Consider the following 18,420-nt stretch of genomic DNA (forward strand, 5'->3'; position numbering starts at 1 on the left):
ACGGTACCTCAACAATCTATGTTATAACCTCAGGGCTTCATGTTATTCATGAGGTGAACAGGACCGAGGAATGTCACAGGACAAGAGCCAGCGGGGTCCCATAGAGCGCCGCCGGGAGATCTCCGACCATGTGCTGACCGAGGGCTCGGCATCGGCGTCGGACCTGGCGGAGCGGTTCGGCGTGAGCGTGATGACGATCTACCGCGATATCGACGAACTGGAGAGCGAGGGCGTCCTGCGGAAATTCCGCGGGGGTGTCACCGCGCAGCCCTCCGGGGTGTTCGAGAGCAATGTCGCCTACCGCAAGAAGTCCATGCGGCCGGAGAAGGAGGCGCTCGCCGCGAAGGCCGCGACGCTGATCGACCCGGGGATGTCGGTGATGATCGACGACTCGACCACCGTGCTGGAACTGGCCAGGCTCCTGCCCCGTATCGAACCGCTGACCGTCGTCACCAACTTCCGGGAAGCGCTGAATCTGCTCGCCGGTGAACGCGGCATCCATCTGATGGCCCTGGGCGGCGACTACGACCCCCTGCACGACTCCTTCCTCGGGGTGCCCTGTGTGGAGGCCGTCGAGGCGCTGCGGGTCGACATGTGTTTCGTCTCCACCTCGTCCGTCTACGGCGACTTCGCCTTCCACCAGGAACAGCGCATCGTCGCCGTCAAGCGCGCGATGCTCAAAGCCGCGGGCCGCAATGTGCTGATGATCGACCACTCCAAACTCGGCCGCACCGCGCTGCACCGGCTGACCCCGCTGTCGACGTTCGACCTGATACTGGTCGACGACCGCACCCCGCCCGAGGTGCTGCGCTCCCTCGACGAGAGCGGCGTCCACTACGAGGTCGCCGAGACCTGAGCCCGGCCCCCGGCCCCCCCCTCCGGTCCCGGCCCCCGTCCAGTCCCGGCCCCCCTCCAGTCCCCGTCCGCCCGCCAGTCCCGTCCCGCCCCGATCGTCAAGGAGACCTCAACGATGAGAATCCTCGCCGCCGGCGACCACTTCGTCGCCCCCGATCTGTTCACCCGGGAGCTGACGGCCGAGATCGGCACGGACCACAGCATCGGCCAACTGCGCCTCCCCTGGCCGCTGACGCCGTTCGGGCCGGTCTCCGAGGTCGACGAGGCGTCCGGTGACGAGGACACCCTCCTCACCGCGCTGCGCGGGGCGCGCGTGTGTGTCACGCAGATGGCCCCGGTGACCCGCAAGGTGCTGGACGGCTCGCCCGATCTGCGGCTGGTCGTCGTCGGCAGGGGCGGCCCGGTCAACGTCAACCTCGACGCGGCGAAGGAGCGCGGCGTCCAGGTGTGCAACACTCCCGGCCGCAACGCGGCGGCCACCGCCGAGTACACCGTCGGGCTGCTGCTGGCCGCGATGCGCCGGATCCCGGAGACCTCGGCGGCGCTCGCGGCGGGCCGCTGGGCGGGCGAGTTCTACACGTACGACAACTGCGGTCCCGGTCTGGACGGGGCGACCGTCGGGCTCATCGGCTGCGGCGCCGTCGGCAGCCGGGTGGCCCGCGCGCTGACCGCCCTCGGCGCGCGGGTCTGTCTCTACGACCCGTACGCCGACCCGGACACGCTGCGCGCGTCCGGCACGCCCGTCGCCGACCTGGACGAACTGCTGCGCCGCTCCGATGTCGTCTCGCTCCACGCGCGGCTCACGCCCGAGACACGCGGGCTGCTCGGCGCCCGCGAACTCGCCCTGCTGCCCGAGGGCGCGGTGGTGGTCAACTGCGCGCGGGGCGCGCTCCTGAACGAGGACGCGCTCTGCGACGCGCTGGAGTCGGGCCGGCTCGCGGCGGCGGGGCTGGATGTGTTCGCCGTGGAGCCGCCGCCCGCGGACTCCCGGCTGCGTACCGCTCCCCGTCTGGTCATGACGCCCCATCTGGCCGGGGCGAACATCTCGGTCGCGCACAACGCGGCGCGTATCGCCGCCGCGGAGGTGGGCCGGTTCCTGCGCGGGGAACCGCTCGCCCATCGTGTGATCTGACCGCGCGCCGTTTGACAGTACGTCGCCTGGCCTCACCTGTACGTCGCACGCTGTTGTGTGACGTCTTGTGAACGCTCGTCACGCTCGCCGCATCGACCGGAGGAGACAGGGTGTTCGTCGGACTGGACATGGGAACCTCGATCGTCAAGGCCGCGGCCTTCGCCGAGGACGGCACGGCACTGCGGGTGGAATCGAAGCCGATCTCGCTCGGCGGCCGGGGGGACGGTGTCGAGCAGGACGTCGAAGAGGTGGTCCTCGCCGCCACCGACGTCCTCGGCTCGGTGACCGGCGGACGCGCGCCCGCCCTGGTCGCGATCACCGGTCAGGGCGACGGCCTGTGGCTGGTCGACGCCGAGGGTCGCGCCGTACGCCCCGCCCTGTCGTGGATGGACGGCAGGGCCGGTGGTCTCGTCGCGGGGTGGATGGACGACGGCACCGCGGAACAGATGTACCGGCGTACGGGGAACGTGCTCTTCCCCGGCTCCCCCGGGCCTCTGCTGGCGTGGCTCGACCGCAACGAGCCGGAGTCCCTGGACGCCGCCACGACCGCCGCGTGCTGCAAGGACGTCGTCCAGTTGCGTCTCACCGGCGAGCGCGCCACCGATCTCTCGGACGCGTCCGTTCCGTTCCTCGATCCGCGCACCCGGACCTACTCCCCCGAGGCGCTCGCGGCCCTCGGGGTGGAGCACCGCGCGGGGCTGCTGCCGCCCATCGCGGCGACCCTGCCGTACGGCGAGGCCCATGGCCGCACCCCGGGCCTGTCGCGCGGTACCCCCGTCACCTCCGGTCCCTACGACCTTCCCGCGAGCGCGATCGGCGCGGGCGTGACCGAGCCCGGCGACGGGCTGCTGATCGTCGGTACCACTCTGGCGTGCCAAGTCGTGGTCGAGCGGGTCGCGTTCGACGACGACCCCGTCGGCTTCCATCTCGCGCTGGCCCGGCCCGACCGCCATATGCGGGCGCTGCCCGCGATGACCGGTACGGTCGCGCTCGACTGGGTGCTCGATCTCACCGGCACCACCCACGACCAGGTCTCCGGCATCCTGGACGCGACCCCGCGCGGCGCCCGGGGGGTCGCCGCGCTGCCCTATCTGTCACCGTCGGGCGAACGCGCGCCGTTCGTCGACCCCACCGCGCGCGCGGAGTTCACCGGTCTCGATCTGCGGGCCTCGCGCGAGGATCTGGTGCGGGGCATGTGCGAGGCGATCGCGTTCGCGGCGCGGCACTGTCTGGAGGCCGCGGGGCTCACCGGCGAGTTGGCCGTGTGCGGGGGCGGGACGCGCAGCCTCGCCTGGCTGCGGCTGTTCGCGGATGTCCTCGGCCGCCCGCTGCGGGTCGCGCGGGGGCCGGAGCCGGGCGCGCGCGGCGCCGTGCTGGCCGCGGTCGAGGCCCGCGGAGCGGAGCTGGGACAGAGCCTGGACGGCGCGGCGTGGACGGCGCCCGACGCCGTGGTGGACCCGGATCCGGCGGGCGTCGCGTTCTACGAACAGGCCTATGCCGACTATCTGTTCAGGGTCGGAAGCGCGCGTGCCCGGTGGCGGGGGCCGGCCGCGGCCCACTGAGCGGCGGCCGGCCCGCGCGGACGTTCACAGGGGCGGGGGCGGACATTCACGGGGTGCGCGGACGTTCACGGGGGGCGTTCACGGGGCGAGCGGACGTTCACGGGGTGGGTCCCGGCGGGCCGGTGATCAGCCGTACGGGGCCCATCAGGCCGGTGACGCGCTGCCCGGGGAAGACGAAGTGGGTCGGGCTCGTGGCGTCCAGGTACGGGGCGAGCGTGCCGAACACGGTGATCTCGACCGTACGCTCCCCCGGCCTGGCCAGCCCCGTCAGATCGAAGACGTACGGAGAGCACACCCGCACCCCGGCGGTGACGCCGTCGACCCGTACCTCCGCCGTGCCGCGTACGCGCCCCAGATCGAGCGAGACCTGGCCGGTACCGCCGCCCAGGGTCATCACGCGGCTGTAGCGCACACCGCCGCTGTACTCGGCGAGGCCGCGTGATTCCCAGTCCCCGGTGCGGATCCGCCCGGGGCCGACCTCGCACCGCACGGGGCCCGCGAGCGCGGCGCCGCCCTGGTGGCCGGGGCGGGTCTCCACCCGGAGCGTGGCGGTCCGGGTCCCGGAGGGGCCGCCGGCCGACAGATCGACGGTCACGGTATGTGTGCCGGCCACAGCGCCGCTGTTGGGTCCACTGCCGTCCACGGATGTCACGGTGTGTTCGCGACCGTCGAGAAACACAGCGGTCGCGCCTCGCGTGACGGCCGTCAACCGGTCCGCACCCGGCGGGAGTTCGCACCGGAACCACTCCACGTCCGGCTGGGCTCCGGGAACGGCGAAGCCGACCGGTACGACCGTGCCGTCGTCGGCGTCCGGGTCCAGCCAGGCGGCGCCCGGGAGCGGATGCGGCCGACGGCGCAGATACAGCGCGGCCGGATCCCCCACCTGTTCCCGGCGCACCACGACCGGCAGCTGTTCACCGGCGCGCTCGGCCCGCCATGTGCCGTCACTGTGCACGGTCGTCACGCACCGGCCATGGACGTCGTAGAGGGCCGCGTCCACCAGGACGGCGGGGTCCTCACCGTCATCCGTCTCCACCGCCAGCTGGTTGACGCCGATCCGCAGGGCCGACGCGATGTCGTGCCGTCGTACGCGCGGCACGGCGTGTTGGGCGTACGGGTCGAATCCGCCCTGTATGCCGACCACATGACCGTTGACGCGCAGGACGCAGCGCCCCCGCGCCGCGATCTGGACGATCGCCCGGCCGGGAAGATCTGTCACGGTGAGGGTCGTCGCCACGGAGGCGCGGCCACCGGGCGCGAGGATCCACTCGGGACGGCGGTAGCGCTCCGGATCGCGGACGAGCGCCACGTGCGCGCGCAGATCGATGTCCTGATTAGGTGTCAGGTCGAGTTCGAGGAGATGGCCGCCGGGCGCGAGCCGTACCGGCCCCAGGGCGAGATGGCCGCCGTCGTCCAGTGCGACGGGGACGCCCCCGAGCCGTACCGTCTTCGCCGCCGCGGCCCCGATCGCCAGATGTCCGTCGAAGGCGTCGTCCAGGAGCAGTTCGGTCCGGACGCGTGCCACCGTCCCGGCGGCGGTCGGGCCGATCCGTACGAACTCCTCGGGCACATGCCCCTTGGGGCCGAGGACGTCACGGTGGATCGGGTCCTTGTGGATGCCCCGGGTGTCGGACCATTCGAGCACCGATCCGCCGTCGCCACTGCCATCGGCACTGCCGTCGCCGTCGCCGTCGAGCAGGAGTGCGTGGGGCCCGAAGGTGGCGTGTGCCCTCGGCCGGGCCGGGTCGCCCGCGCGGCCCCGCCGGAAGGTACGGCACTCGACGACGGCATGACGCTGGCGCTCACCGGCGCCAACGGGAGCGGCAGCACCGCCGGAACCGCCAGGACCGCCGACTCCGCCGGACGGGACTGTCGCGGGCCGCGCGAAGTCGCCCCAGGTGTTGTCCATGGTCGGGACCAGCGTCATGTCCCACTCGGCGTCCGGCGGGACCTCGGCCACCGTGCGTACCGCCCTCGGCGTACCTGCCGTACCTGCCGTGCCCGCTGTGTCCGTCGTGTCCGCCGTACGAGCCGTGCCTGCCGTACGGGCCGCGCCGCCCGTGACCGGATCTGGGTCCCCGCCCCCCGTGCGCTCCGCCGTCCGCGTCGGAAAGACCAGGACCACCGCGGGCCCGCGGTCGAACGGCACCACGGCCTCCACGGCCCGTTCGTCGTCCTCGGCGGCCCGGACCGGTACGGTACGCGGCTCACCGCCGAAGGGATCGAGCAGTACGGCCGGTCCCTTCACATCCCGGACCCGCACGTGTGCCTGCCGCACATAGCGCCCGGGGTCGAAGTCGTAACGAGCGTCGATCCAGCCCTGTGCGGCGCCCCGTTCGTCGGGAGCGGCGACCGCCGCCCGGGTCGCGCGAGGCGCGTCGAAGGAGGCCGCGGTCAGGAACACCACCGTCGCGTCGTCCACCCGGCGCGCGAGCGCGGGAACGGATGCCCGTACGACCGGTTCCGTTCCGGCCCGCCCCAGGCCCTGTCCCGGGTCCCGTTCCCGCCGCAGCGCCTCGCCCAGACCGTCCGCCGTGGGGACGAGGACCGCGCGGCCGTCGGCGAAGCACGCGCGCAGTTCGTCCCGTACCTTGTCCGGTCCCGCTGCGCCGTCCCGGCCGATGACATGCTCGGGGAGCGCGCCGATCGCGATCAGCTCCCCTCCCCCCGAGGCGAATTCGATGAGGCGGAGCGCGGTGTCCTCTTCGAGCGCCGTGCACGCGGGCAGCACGACCCTCGCGTAGCTCTCGCCCGCCACGCACAGCCGTGTCCCCGCTGTCCCCGCTCCCACGTCCCTGACCTGGGCGCGGGCGAGGGAGTCGTCGTCGATCACATCGGCGTCCAGACCCAGCCGGTCGGCCACCCCCGGCACGGTCCTGAACCACGTCATGTCCCCGACGAGTTCGAGATAGACCGCCTGGGCCCTGCGCGCGTCGGCGGACACGCCGTCGAGTGCCGCGCCGGTCTGGGCGGTGGTCGTGGGCAGCAGGATCGCGGTGTCGCACAGATGGCTGCCGAGGCTGAGGATCGCGCACAGCCGGGTGACGGCGTCGGCGAAGACGCGATGGTGCGTCCAGTACGGCTGACGCCAGTCGGTGCCCGGCGGCGCCCACTCCCACCAGCCGCCCTTGGTCGTGTAGTAGACGGCGTGCGGGTTGTAGAGGGTCGCGCCGGCGCGCAGCCACGGCAGGAGCCAGTCGTAGGTCTCCTCCAGCGTGCCGCCCCAGCCGGTGGAGTGGAATGCCTCGATCCAGGTACGGGGCCTGCCGTACAGATGGGCGAGGGAGGAGTGGATCCGGGCGTCCCCGTGGTGGTCGGAGCCGGGCGCGGAGAACCAGCGGTGGGTACGGGCGTAGTCGGCGTACAGCTCGACTCCGGCGACCGGGTGTCCGGCGCGGGCCGGGTCCTGCTGGTCGCAGCCGACGACCAGCCCGTGCCGCTCGTGCCAGGCGGCGAGCGGGCGGAAGAAGGCGGCTTCGGCGAGTTCGGCGCGGGTCAGATGGTAGTCGTGGCGGATCCGGTGGACGTCGGGGCGGTCCGCGCCGTCCTCGTACAGGGCGTCCAGATGCGGTACGAGGTCGTAGCCGCGCTGCCGCCGGAAGGTGTCGGCGAACTCCGTCGACCAGGTGGGCAGGGAGGGCAGTTCGTCCTGGAACGAGCCGACGACGACGGTGCCGAGGCGGTCGCCGAGCCGCCGCTCGAACTCGCCGTGCACCCCCGCCAGCAGCGCCGCGCAGGCGTCCGCGCCGAGGTAGTCGAAGCCGAGGGCGGTGTGGTGATGGAGCGTCAGCCGCCACCGTCCGGGGCCGGGCGTCCGTACGATCGCGGCCCGTCCGTCCGCGACGAGCGGGAGCGGGATCGCGGGACCGGTGGGGGTTCCGTCGCCGTCGACCCGTTCCGCGAGGCCCGCCAGCGGCAGCGCGTGGGCGGGGCAGCGCAGTTCGCCGGGGCCGTCGACCACCGCGCGTACGCGGTCGAGCCGGCGGCCCGCGTACCGGGGTCGCTCATCGACCAGACGGGCCTGGAGGTCGGCTCCGGAGAATCCGAGCTGATCGTAGAACCAGAGCCCGATGCCCAGGTCGCGGGCGTCGTCGCAGACCCCTTCGAGCAGCGCCCACCAGGCGTCGGAGAGGAACGGCGGGTCGTCGGCGTCGGAGCCGAACAGCGGGCCCGACGGTGCGAGGTTGAGCAGGACGAGGTTGAACACCCCGCCCTCCGCGAAGCGTTCGAGCTGGTCGCGCAGGCGCGCACGGTCGAGCCGTTCCCCGCTCCACCACCAGATGGCGGTGGGCGAGAACGCGCGCGGCGGTTCGGTCAGGACCTCCGCGATGCTTGTGGGGAGGGAGGGTCCTACGTACGTCATGAGATGTTCCTCAGCCTTTGGTTCCCGGCCGTTTGGCTCTTCGGCCGTCAGCCCTTGAGCCCGCCCTCGAAGCCCTTGATCACATAACGCTGGAGCAGCAGGAAGACCACGAGGATCGGCAGGGCGGCCAGCGCCAGCCCGGCGAACACCAGGCCGTAGTCGGAGACGTACTGGCCCACGAACGAGAACACGCCCACGGGGACGGTCTCCTTGCCGGATCCGCCGAGGTACAGCAGCGGGGTGAAGAAGTCGTTCCAGATGAAGACCGCGTTCAGGATGATCACGGTGCCGGTGATCGGCCGCAGCAGCGGGAAGACGATCCGGGTGAACGCCTGGCGGTGGTTGCAGCCGTCGATGAGCGCGGCCTGCGCGTAGTCCTGGGGCAGGGCGCGGATGAACCCCGTGTAGAGGAAGACCGTGAACGGCAGCTGGATGCCCGTGTAGAAGAGGACCATGCCGTGGTACGTGCCGAGCCAGCCCAGGTCGTCGACGAGTTTGTACAGCGGGATCATGCCGAGCTGGAAAGGCAGCACGATGCCCAGCAGGAAGAGGACGTACAGCCCGTAGCCGAGTCCGCGAGCGCACCGCGCGAGGTAGTAGGCACCGGTGGAGCCGAGGACGATCAGCAGCAGCAGGCTGGTGACGGTGATGATCGTGCTGTTGAGCAGGGCGGGTCCGAGGGAGGCGGAGGACCACGCGTTGCCGAAGTTGGCGAAGGTGGGCGGCGCGGGCGGGGACAGCGGCGACTCCGCGATCTGCGCCGGGTCCTTCATAGCCAGCGTGACGAGCGCGTACACCGGGAACAGGAACACCACCGCGGCGGCGGCCATGACCAGTTCCAGGACATAACCGCCGTACCGGGGACGGCGCTTGCGGGGCGTGCTGCGGGCGGTCGTGGTGACGGTGGCGCTCACGCGGTGACCTCCCGGGCGCGCAGATACCGGAGCTGGACGAGGGAGACGGCGGCGACGAACAGCGCGAGGACGAGCGCCACGGCGGTGCTGTAGCCGAACTTCCCGAAGACGAAGGCCTCTTTGTACAGCACGGTCGAGAGCGTCTCGCTCGAGGTGCCGGGGCCGCCGTTGGTGGCCGCGTAGACCTGGTCGAAGAGCTTGAGGCCGCCGATGGTCGACAGCATGAGGTTGATGGTCAGCGCCGGGGCCAGCAGCGGCCAGGTGACATAGCGGAAGCGCTGCCAGGTGCCCGCGCCGTCGATGCGGGCGGCCTCGTGGAGTTCGGCGGGCACGCCCTGGAGGCCGGCGAGGAAGATGACCATCGAGTATCCGGCGTACTGCCAGACGACCATGGCGGCGACGGACCAGAGGGCGAGCGAGGGGTTGCCGAGCCAGTCCTGACGGAGCCCGCCGAGGCCGAGTGCGCCGAGGATGCCGTTCAGCCCGGCGCCGTTGTCCGGGTTGTAGACGTACTTCCACAGGAAGGCGACCATGACGGGGCTGACGACGGCGGGCGCGAAGAAGATCACCCGGAGCAGCGACCGGGACTTGATGTTGGCGTTCACGCCGAGCGCGAGCAGCAGGCCGATGCCGTTCTGGACGACGACCACCGCGAGGGTGAGCAGCAGGGTGTTGCGGACGGATTCCAGGGCGCGGTCGTCGTCCAGCAGGGTACGGAAGTTGTCCAGGCCGACGAAGGCGAAGTCGCCGATGCCGGACCAGTCGGTGAAGGCGTACACCACCCCGGCGAGGCTCGGGTAGAGGACGACCACGGCGTACACGAGGAGCGCGGGGACGACGAAGGCCCAGGGCGGGACGGTGGCGTCGCGATGGCGCCCGGTCCGTCCCGCCGGAGCGGGTGCGCCGCTCTTCACGGGCCCCGCGCCGACCGCCGCGCCCGGCTCCTCGCGGCCGGACGTGGCCGTGTCCGGAAAGGAGTTCACGATTTCTTCCCGTACGCCTGGTCCATCGTCGCCAGCGCGCCGGCGACGTCCGTCTTCCCCGCGAGCAGATCCTGTACGGCGGCGAAGTGGGCGGGCTGGACCTCGGCGTTGGGCCAGCTCTGGTCCATGAAGGGAACGGCGTGGTCGGCGTCGATGATGGGCAGGAAGTCGGCCAGGGCGGGGTCGATCTTTGTGGTGGCGTCGCGGGTGAAGGGGATCGCCGAGACGGCCGTCGCCCAGCGGTTGATGTTCTGCTGCTGCCCGAGGAATTCGATGAACGCCTTGGCCTCGGCCGGGTTCTTGGCGTGGGCGGCGACGCCGAGGCCGACGACGATGCCCGCCGGGATCCACGGCTCGGCGGCGTTGTCCCCGCCGGGGAAGGGGAACATGCCGAGGTCGTCGGGGGTGGGCGTGGCCTGCCGGAAGTTGGCGAGCACCGCCGAGACCTGGACGGCCATGGCCGCCTTCCCGCTCGCGACCAGCGAGGTCTGCTGTTCGTAGGTGGTGCCGTTGGGGTTGTCGTTGAAGAAGCCCTTGCGCTGGAGTTCCTGGTACTTGCCCATCGCGTCGGCCCATCCCGAGCCGGCGAAGGTGGCCCGGCCCGCCGCCATGTCGGCGTTGAAGCCCGGGGTCTTGGCGTAGACGGCGTTGGGGACCAGCGCGTAGCTGATGAGCTGGGTGACCCACGGGGTCTGGGCGCCGAGCGCGATCGGCACTATGCCCTTGGCCTTGAGCCGGGCGCAGACGTCGAGCAGTTCGCTCCAGGTCTTCGGCGGCTGGACGCCCGCCGTGGCGAAGGCCTTCTTGTTGTAGATGGCGCCGATGACGCTGCTGCCCGCCGAGTAGAGATAGGTCTTGCCGTCGTGGCGGTAGGCGGGGTCGAAGTTCTTCGGGATGCTCCGGGTCCACTTCTGTCCGCCGAGGTCGGTGAGCAGTCCCGCCTTGGCGAGTTCGACCATGGACATCGCGCTGCCGCTGCCGGGGTACAGCACATGCACATCGGGGGCGTTGCCGCCGGCGAGCTGGGTGCGTACGACCGTCTGCACCTGGTCGGTGGGGGCGAAGGAGGTGGAGAAGGCGGGTTCGGGGTGGCTCTCGCGGTAGAGCGCGAGCAGTTCCTCTATGGGCTTCTGCTGGTCGGCGACGCCGACGACACGCACCTTGTCGGAACCGCCGGAGCCGGAGCACGCGGTGAGCAGCGGGGGGAGCGCGGCCAGGGCGGCGACCCCGCCGCCGGCGCGGAGGAACCCCCGGCGGCTGACCGTGCCCGGGACAGACGCCGGCAGGCTGCGGGAACCCGTGGTCATGGTGTGTCCTCCTCGTGGGATCCGGCGAGCGACGCCGCCGGGCTTGGAGCACGTCGGGGCGCGGCGCTCGCGACGGGCGCCGTGGGGTACCCGCCCGTGGGACGCGAGGGGTACGTGGGACGCGAGGGGTACGACGCGGTGAAGCGGTAGACGCCCGAGCCGACGCGGTAGACGGAGTGTCCGGAGGCGGTGGCGGTGCGGGGGTCGGAGGCGGTGTCGGCGCTGTCCGTGGTGGCGCTGTCGGTGGCGGCGGTGCTGTCGGTGGCGGGGATGGTTGCGAGGAGCGTGAGGTGCTCGCCGTCCACCGGGACCGCGCCCGATTCACGGACGGAGCCGTGGTCGTCGGTCGGTACGTGCACCTCGGCGCTCGCGCCCGGCGGGACCTGGACGCGCAGGCCGATGGTGTGGTCGTGGCGTTCCCAGCGCACCGCGACGGTGCCCCGGGCGGATTCGTAGCCCGCGCTCGCGTGGCCGAGTCCGCCGGGCCGTGGCCGGATCAGCAGCCGCCGGTATCCGGTGGAATCCGGGCTCTGGTCGAGTCCGGCGACGCCCCGGTAGAGCCATTCACCGATCGAGCCGAGCGCGTAGTGGTTGAAGGAGTTCATCGAGGGGGCGCGGAACCCCGTATCGGGTGTCCAGCCGTCCCAGCGCTCCCAGATGGTGGTGGCGCCGTGGCGCAGCGGGAACAGCCATGAGGGCACGTCGGTACGGCGCAGCAGGGCGTGTGCCAGATCGGCGCGGCCGTACGCGTCCAGCACGGGCGCGGCGAGCGCGACGCCGAGGAAGCCGGTCTGGAGCGCGGGCCCGGCCGCCTCGACGAGTTCGGCGAGCCGCTGGGCCGCGGGGCCGGTCGCGTCCTCGGGCAGCAGGCCGAAGGCGAGGGCGACGAGATAGCCGGTCTGGGTGTCGCCCGCGATCCGTACGGTGGTCTCGCCTTCCGCGTTCTTGTCGGTCGTCACGAACCGTTCGGTGAAGGCGGTACGGATGTCCGCGGCCAGCCGGTGGTGGTCGCGCGCCACCTCCGGGAGTCCCAGCACCTCGGCGGCGCTCGCGGTGAGGTGGGTGCTGTGCGCGAAGTAGGCGGTGGCGATGACCTCGCGCGGGGTCGGAACCCCGGGGGCGAGCCAGTCGGAGAAGTGCGGCCCGACCTGCCGGCGCCAGATGAGGTCCGGGTTGTGACGGTGGATCAGATCGACCCAGGCGCGCATGGCGGGCAGCGCGCGGGAGAGGAAGCGCGGGTCGTCGTAGGTGCGGTACAGATGCCAGGGGATGATCACGCCCGCGTCGCCCCAGCCGGGGGCACCCTCGTCGGCGACGCCGGTGAGGCGCGGGGCCACATTGGTGAAACCGCCCTCGGGGGTGCGGGCGTCCTCGATGTCGCGCAGCCACTTGGTGAAGAACGCGGCGACATCGGCGTTGAGGGCGGCGGTCGGCAGGAAGACCTGCGCGTCGGCGAGCCAGCCGAGCCGTTCGTCGCGCTGCGGGCAGTCCGTGGGCACACTGACGAAGTTCGAGCGCTGTCCCCAGACCACACAGTCGTGGAGCCGGCGGATGTCGGGGTCGGAGCAGTCGAACGCGCCGGACCATGGTGTGTCGCTGTGCAGCGCCACGGCGACGACATCGGAGTCGTACAGCCGCGGCACTCCGCTGATCTCCACGAAACGGAACCCGTGGTACGTGAAGCGCGGCTCGAAGACGAGGTGTTCACGGCCGTCACCGATCAGTACGTCGGTGGCGGCGGCGGTGCGCAGGTTCGCGGTGTAGAGGCGGCCCGTCTCGTCCAGCGCCTCGGCGTGGCGTAGGACCACCCGCGCGCCGGGGGCGAGTCCGGCGACGCGGAGGCGTACCCGGCCGGCCAGGTTCTGGCCGAAGTCGACGATATGGGTGTCGTGCCGGCGGCCGGGAGGGGTGTCGTGTCCACCGTCGGCCGCGACACCGTCGTCGTCGTGGGGGACGCGGGTGATGGAGCGGGGGCGCAGGGCGGTCGTGGCCCGTACCGGTTCGTCGACGGACGCCACAAGAAGGTGATGGCCGGTGTCCGTGATCTGTGCCGGTGACCACTCCGTGTCGTCGAAGCCGGGCAGATCCCAGCCGTCGGCCGCGTGCCGCAGATCGTGGCACTCCCCCATGAGCAGGTCGGCGTGGCGGATCTCGCCGGTGCGGGTACGCCAGGTGTCGTCGGTGACGATCGTGGTGGTACGGCCGTCGGCGTGGTCGATGTGAAGCTCCGCCAGGAACTGCGGGAACGCGCCGTAGTGGGCGCCCGCTCTGCGGGGCTCGAAGCCGACGAACCCGCTCCACCAGCCGTCGGCGAGGGTCGCGGCGAGGACGTTCTCGCCGTCGCGGACCAGTTCGGTCACGTCGTACGTCTGGTACTGGACGCGGCGGGTGTAGTCGGTCCAGCCGGGCGCGAGTTCCGCGTCGCCGACCCGGGTGCCGTTGAGGCGGACCTCGTACAGGCCGCGCGCGCTGACATAGAGCCGGGCGCGGAGGGCGGCGGGGCCGGTGAAGGCGCGCCGCAGCAGGGGGCAGGGGGCGAGACCGTGGTCGTCCAGGGCGCGTTCGCCCTCGGTCGGCGCGTCCATGACCGGGATCGGGCGGGGATCGTGGCCGATCCATGAGGCACGCCACTCGTCCGCGCCGCGGAACGCGGTCTCGAACCAGGACGTCTCCTCGACGGGAGCGCCCGGATCCCTTCCGCCCGGATCGGTCCCGGCGGGGCCTCTGTCGCCCGGATCCGTCGCGGCCGGCCAGACGGCGACCCGCCAGTGGTAACGCGTACGGGACGTGAGCGCGGGGCCGGTGTAGACGGCCCCGATCGCGTCCGGGTCCTCGACCCGGCCGGTGTCCCACAGGGGCTGACCGCCCTCGTCCAGGTCCTCGGCCCGGTCGGCGACCCGTACGCGGTACGCGAGGGGCGCGTCGCCCCGGCGCGCGGACGCGAGCCGCCAGGAGAACAGGGGCGCGGCCTCGTCGATGCCGAGCGGGGTGGCGCGGTGGTCGCATCGCAGGGCGTAGGGCCGCAGGGACACGAGCACGTCCTTCCTTCGCGCCGGGAGCGGCGCGTCGACGTCGACTGTTCGTCAGTTCGTCTGCTCGTCGTCACGTGTACGGCGTGAAGACGACCATCTTCGAATGTGAAATCTAACGTGAATTCTGTGGCGTGGAGACTATGAGCCCCTCGCAAGAGGTGTCAAGAGTGTTACCGAGGTGCGCATTAGCCATCTCATGCCGCAATCGATCTTCGCTCGGGAGGCCCTTACAGTCGCCTACGACAAGCGCTGTAGCCCCACAGCGGGTGCTCTTGTACCCCGTTATTCTCATGTGATATTCACCGTGTGATTACAACATGAACGGACGTTAAATCAAGCGTCGATACCCCTTCGAGTACCTCGGCTCGGGCGGGGATCCCGCACGACGGAACGGACCAGCATCCATGCCACTGAACAGTGGGATCGACAGATCCAGAGGGTTGGGGCGACGCGCGATGCTCGGCGCCTCGGGAACGCTCGCGTTGGCGTTCGCCGCCGGCACCCTGTCGGCCGGCCGGGCCGGAGCCGCCGAGCGGTTCACTGAGGACCCCTTCACCCTGGGGGTCGCGTCCGGCGACCCCTGGCCGGACGGATTCGTCCTGTGGACCCGCCTCGCGCCTCACCCCCTCGCCCCCGATGGCAACGGCGGCATGCCGCCCCACGCGGTCACGGTCCTCTGGGAGGTCGCCGAGGACGAACGCTTCCGGCGTGTCGTACGCCGGGGACGGACCAAGGCGGTGGCGGAGCTCGCCCACTCGGTCCATGTCGAACTGACGGGCCTTCAGTCCGGCCGGCAGTACTACTACCGCTTCAGCGCCGGCGGCGTGATCAGCCCCGTCGGCCGCACCCGCACCGCGCCCTCGCCGCACAGCCGGCCCAAGGAGCTGAACTTCGCCTTCGTCTCCTGCCAGGCGTGGTTCGAGGGCTTCTACACCGCCTATCGCCATCTCGCGCAGGAGGACGTCGATCTCATCCTGCATCTCGGCGACTACATCTACGAGAACCCCATCGACGCGATGGGCGGCGTACGCCAGGTCCCCGTCGCCGCCGAGCTGCGCCCCGAGCCGATGGACCTCGCCCAGTACCGGAACCGGCACGCGCTGCACCGCTTCGACCAGGACCTGATCGCCGCTCACCAGGCCCACCCGTTCGCCGTCGTCTGGGACGACCACGAGGTGGAGGACAACTGGGCGGGCGACATCTCCAAGCTCGACAACGAGCCGGACCAGGACCCGGCGGTGTTCCGGCAGCGCGCCGCCGCCGCGTTCCAGGCGTACTACGAGCATCTGCCGCTGCGCCTGCCCAACAAGCCGAGGGGCTTCGAGGCCCGGCTGTACCGCAAGCTGGGCTACGGGCGGATGGCCTCGTTCCATATCCTTGACACCCGGCTGTTCCGCGATGACCAGCCCTGTGGTGACGGCACGAAGAGCGGCTGCGACGAGCGCCTCGAACCCGACCGCAGCATCCTCGGCGCCGAGCAGGAGAGCTGGCTCTACAACAGCCTCGGCCGCTCGGGAACGACCTGGAACTTCATCCCGCAGCAGATCCCGATGAACCAGGTCGACACCGACCCCGGCGCCGGCCAGGCGTTCGTGATGGACTTCTGGGACGGATACGCGGCCTCGCGGCAGCGGCTGTTCGACGAGATCGCCGCGCGCCGGGTGAGCAACCCCGTCGTGCTCACCGGCGATATGCACCGCCATCTCGCCGCCAACCTCAAGCGGGACTTCGACGACCCGGACTCCCCCACCGTCGGCGTCGAATTCGTCGGCACCTCCATCTCCACCAAGATGGACGGCATGGATCTGGACCCCTCGGGGGCGAGCCTGCTCGCGGCCAACTCGCACATCGAGTTCACCAACTACCAGCGCGGCTATGTCCGCTGCACGGCCACGCGGGAGTCGTGCCGCGCCGACTTCAAGGTGCTGCCCTACGTCACCCGGCCCGGCGCGCCCGTGTCGACCCGGATCTCCTATCTCACCGAGGCCGGACGGCCGGGGCTCCAGCGCGCCTGACGGCACGTCAGCCGTACTGACCCGTACGGCGGCGCTGCGGTTGCCGGGGCGGCCCCCGGCTCCCACCATCGGAGCGTGGGTGGCCGCCCTCGGCCCGTCCCGCGGGGATCCGTCCCGGATCGGTCCCCGGAGATTCCGTCCCCGGGGTTCCGTCCCCGGGGATCAGCCTCCGGAGATCCGCCCGGGTGGTCGTCACCCGGGCAGCTCACCCCCGCAGGGCGCTTATCTCACACCTGAGATAATCTTCCCCTATGGCAGACGACTACCTCGTACGCATCGGCAAGCTCATCCGTGACGCACGTCAGCATCGTGGCTGGACACAGAGTCAGCTCGCCGAGGCTCTGGCCACCAGCCAGAGCGCCGTGAACCGCATCGAGCGCGGTAACCAGAACATCAGCCTTGAGATGATCGCGCGCATCGGTGAGGCGCTCGACAGTGAGATCGTGTCCCTCGGCTACGCCGGGCCCATGCATCTGCGGGTGGTCGGCGGACGCCGGCTCTCCGGCTCCATCGACGTCAAGACGAGCAAGAACGCGTGCGTGGCACTGCTCTGCGGTTCGCTGCTCAACAAGGGGCGCACGGTGCTGCGCCGGGTCGCGCGCATCGAGGAGGTCTTCCGGCTCCTGGAGGTGCTCAACTCCATCGGCGTACGCACCCGCTGGATCAACGACGGCGTCGACCTGGAGATCTCGCCCCCCGCCGAGCTGGACATGGAGGCGATCGACGCCGAGGCGGCCCGCCGTACCCGCTCCATCATCATGTTCCTCGGCCCGCTGCTGCACCGGATGGACACCTTCCGGCTGCCGTACGCGGGCGGCTGCGACCTCGGCACGCGCACGATCGAGCCGCACATGATCGCGCTGCGCCGGTTCGGGCTGGACATCGCCGCGACCGAGGGCCTCTACCACGCCCAGGTGGACCACTCGATCTCGCCGGACCGCCCGATCGTACTGACCGAGCGCGGGGACACCGTCACCGAGAACGCGCTGCTGGCCGCCGCACGCCACGACGGCACGACCGTCATCCGCAACGCCTCGTCCAACTACATGGTCCAGGACCTGTGCTTCTTCCTCGAAGCGCTGGGCGTCCGGGTCGACGGCATCGGCTCGACCACCCTGACCGTGCACGGTGTGCCGTCCATCGACGTGGACGTCGACTACTCCCCCTCCGAGGACCCGGTCGAGGCGATGAGCCTGATCGCCGCCGCCGTGGTCACCGAGTCCAAGCTGACGATCCGCCGGGTCCCGATCGAGTTCCTGGAGATCGAGCTCGCGGTGCTGGAGGAGATGGGGCTCGACCACGACCGCACCACCGAGTACTCCGCCGACAACGGGCGTACCCGTCTGGTGGACCTGACCGTGCGGCCGTCCAAGCTGGAAGCGCCGATCGACAAGATCCACCCGATGCCGTTCCCCGGGCTGAACATCGACAACGTGCCGTTCTTCGCGGCCATCGCGGCGGTGGCGCAGGGCCAGACCCTGATCCATGACTGGGTCTACGACAACCGCGCCATCTACCTCACGGACCTCAACCGCCTCGGCGGCCGGCTCCAGCTCCTCGACCCCCATCGCGTCCTGGTCGAGGGCCCGACCCGCTGGCGCGCGGCCGAGATGATGTGCCCGCCGGCCCTGCGGCCCGCCGTGGTCGTCCTGCTGGCGATGATGGCGGCGGAGGGTACGTCCGTACTCCGCAATGTGTATGTCATCAACCGCGGTTACGAGGATCTGGCGGAGCGGCTGAATTCCGTGGGCGCGCAGATCGAGATCTTCCGCGACATTTAATCGGAATGCGCGGACTCATACGGACCCCGCCGGCCCCGGAATCATCTCCGGGCCGGCGGGGTTTCTCGCATTGATGCGGATCGCTTTCGCTGCCGCTATCGCTATCGGATCAGGCCGGTGGGCTGAGCGGCACCCACGACCTTGCCGAGGGCGTAGGCACCCGTGACGAGAGCCGCGCCTCCGGTGAAGGCGAGGGCCGGCGTGGCCAGAACCGGCGACGCCTCGTGCGCCAGCCAGCCGGGGGTCTCCTCGGTGAGCCCGCCGAGACTCTCCATCTGCGCGTTGAACTTGTCTTCGATCATGTGTCCCTCCCCATGAGGAATGTGCGGTGGACATGCGGAAGGCGGCCGGGGAAAGGGATGGATGCGCAGCCCTTTACGACCCGGACTCACCTGGGGAGAGATACAAGCATCTATTCGAACTGAGCGAGTATGACGCGGATCACAATTAAATGGAGCGGGGAATTCCGATGCTAT

The 18,420-nt window shown here is 71.1% G+C and carries 11 protein-coding genes; 5 read left to right on the plus strand and 6 right to left on the minus strand.

The window, feature by feature from the left end:
• The first annotated feature begins 70 nt into the window (after positions 1-70).
• The 3 genes from ACIOGX_RS17095 (at position 71) to ACIOGX_RS17105 (ending at position 3,549) form a co-directional block, all read left to right on the plus strand.
• Positions 71-856 (plus strand): DeoR/GlpR family DNA-binding transcription regulator, encoded by a 786-nt coding sequence (locus ACIOGX_RS17095; protein WP_129768821.1) that lies wholly within the window; start codon positions 71-73, stop codon positions 854-856.
• A 114-nt stretch (positions 857-970) separates the two neighbouring features.
• A complete protein-coding gene (locus ACIOGX_RS17100) occupies positions 971-1,987 on the plus strand; it encodes a 2-hydroxyacid dehydrogenase (protein ID WP_401913979.1) in 1,017 nt (338 codons plus the stop codon).
• A gap of 110 nt (positions 1,988-2,097) precedes the next feature.
• Entirely contained in the window at positions 2,098-3,549 is a 1,452-nt protein-coding gene (locus tag ACIOGX_RS17105; RefSeq protein WP_401913981.1) for an FGGY family carbohydrate kinase, read from the plus strand.
• Positions 3,550-3,646: 97 nt separating this feature from the next.
• Here ACIOGX_RS17105 and ACIOGX_RS17110 read toward each other — a convergent pair whose 3' ends face one another.
• From ACIOGX_RS17110 to ACIOGX_RS17130, 5 genes are read right to left on the minus strand one after another with little or no spacing between them, the layout of a single operon-like run.
• A complete protein-coding gene (locus ACIOGX_RS17110; protein ID WP_401913983.1) occupies positions 3,647-7,912 on the minus strand; it encodes a glycosyl hydrolase in 4,266 nt (1,421 codons plus the stop codon).
• Between the two features lie 47 nt (positions 7,913-7,959).
• Entirely contained in the window at positions 7,960-8,826 is an 867-nt protein-coding gene (locus ACIOGX_RS17115) for a carbohydrate ABC transporter permease (protein WP_356511641.1), read from the minus strand.
• Complete coding sequence (locus ACIOGX_RS17120) at positions 8,823-9,809, minus strand: carbohydrate ABC transporter permease (RefSeq protein ID WP_401913987.1); 987 nt, start codon at positions 9,807-9,809, stop codon at positions 8,823-8,825. The genes ACIOGX_RS17115 and ACIOGX_RS17120 overlap by 4 nt, the downstream gene beginning before the upstream one ends.
• Complete coding sequence (locus ACIOGX_RS17125) at positions 9,806-11,116, minus strand: extracellular solute-binding protein (protein ID WP_401913989.1); 1,311 nt, start codon at positions 11,114-11,116, stop codon at positions 9,806-9,808. Before ACIOGX_RS17125 ends, ACIOGX_RS17120 begins: the two co-directional genes overlap by 4 nt.
• Positions 11,113-14,154 carry a family 78 glycoside hydrolase catalytic domain gene (locus ACIOGX_RS17130; RefSeq protein WP_401913992.1) on the minus strand — a complete coding sequence of 1,014 codons (3,042 nt, stop codon included), beginning with the start codon at positions 14,152-14,154 and terminating at the stop codon, positions 11,113-11,115. Before ACIOGX_RS17130 ends, ACIOGX_RS17125 begins: the two co-directional genes overlap by 4 nt.
• 398 nt (positions 14,155-14,552) lie before the next feature.
• Here ACIOGX_RS17130 and ACIOGX_RS17135 point away from each other — a divergent pair, with 398 nt between their 5' ends.
• Both ACIOGX_RS17135 and ACIOGX_RS17140 read left to right on the plus strand, forming a co-directional pair.
• The gene (locus ACIOGX_RS17135; RefSeq protein ID WP_356511648.1) at positions 14,553-16,163 is read left to right on the plus strand and encodes an alkaline phosphatase D family protein; all 1,611 of its coding nucleotides are present in this window, start codon (positions 14,553-14,555) and stop codon (positions 16,161-16,163) included.
• Positions 16,164-16,414: 251 nt separating this feature from the next.
• Positions 16,415-17,944 carry a UDP-N-acetylglucosamine 1-carboxyvinyltransferase gene (locus ACIOGX_RS17140; protein ID WP_129768815.1) on the plus strand — a complete coding sequence of 510 codons (1,530 nt, stop codon included), beginning with the start codon at positions 16,415-16,417 and terminating at the stop codon, positions 17,942-17,944.
• A 101-nt stretch (positions 17,945-18,045) separates the two neighbouring features.
• Here the strand turns inward: ACIOGX_RS17140 and ACIOGX_RS17145 are convergent, their stop codons facing one another.
• Complete coding sequence (locus tag ACIOGX_RS17145) at positions 18,046-18,246, minus strand: hypothetical protein (RefSeq protein ID WP_129768814.1); 201 nt, start codon at positions 18,244-18,246, stop codon at positions 18,046-18,048.
• Positions 18,247-18,420 lie beyond the last annotated feature (174 nt).

It is taken from the genome of Streptomyces sp. NPDC088147 (assembly GCF_044741565.1).
GTDB lineage: Bacteria > Actinomycetota > Actinomycetes > Streptomycetales > Streptomycetaceae > Streptomyces.

What these genes read in the sequence shown, in the direction of transcription:
- ACIOGX_RS17140 (WP_129768815.1), top strand. Translation starts at nt 16,415, where the DNA reads ATGGCAGACGACTACCTCGTACGCATCGGCAAGCTCATCCGTGACGCA.
- ACIOGX_RS17100 (WP_401913979.1), top strand. Translation starts at nt 971, where the DNA reads ATGAGAATCCTCGCCGCCGGCGACCACTTCGTCGCCCCCGATCTGTTC.
- ACIOGX_RS17110 (WP_401913983.1), bottom strand. Translation starts at nt 7,912, where the DNA reads ATGACGTACGTAGGACCCTCCCTCCCCACAAGCATCGCGGAGGTCCTG.
- ACIOGX_RS17095 (WP_129768821.1), top strand. Translation starts at nt 71, where the DNA reads ATGTCACAGGACAAGAGCCAGCGGGGTCCCATAGAGCGCCGCCGGGAG.
- ACIOGX_RS17135 (WP_356511648.1), top strand. Translation starts at nt 14,553, where the DNA reads ATGCCACTGAACAGTGGGATCGACAGATCCAGAGGGTTGGGGCGACGC.
- ACIOGX_RS17125 (WP_401913989.1), bottom strand. Translation starts at nt 11,116, where the DNA reads ATGACCACGGGTTCCCGCAGCCTGCCGGCGTCTGTCCCGGGCACGGTC.
- ACIOGX_RS17145 (WP_129768814.1), bottom strand. Translation starts at nt 18,246, where the DNA reads ATGATCGAAGACAAGTTCAACGCGCAGATGGAGAGTCTCGGCGGGCTC.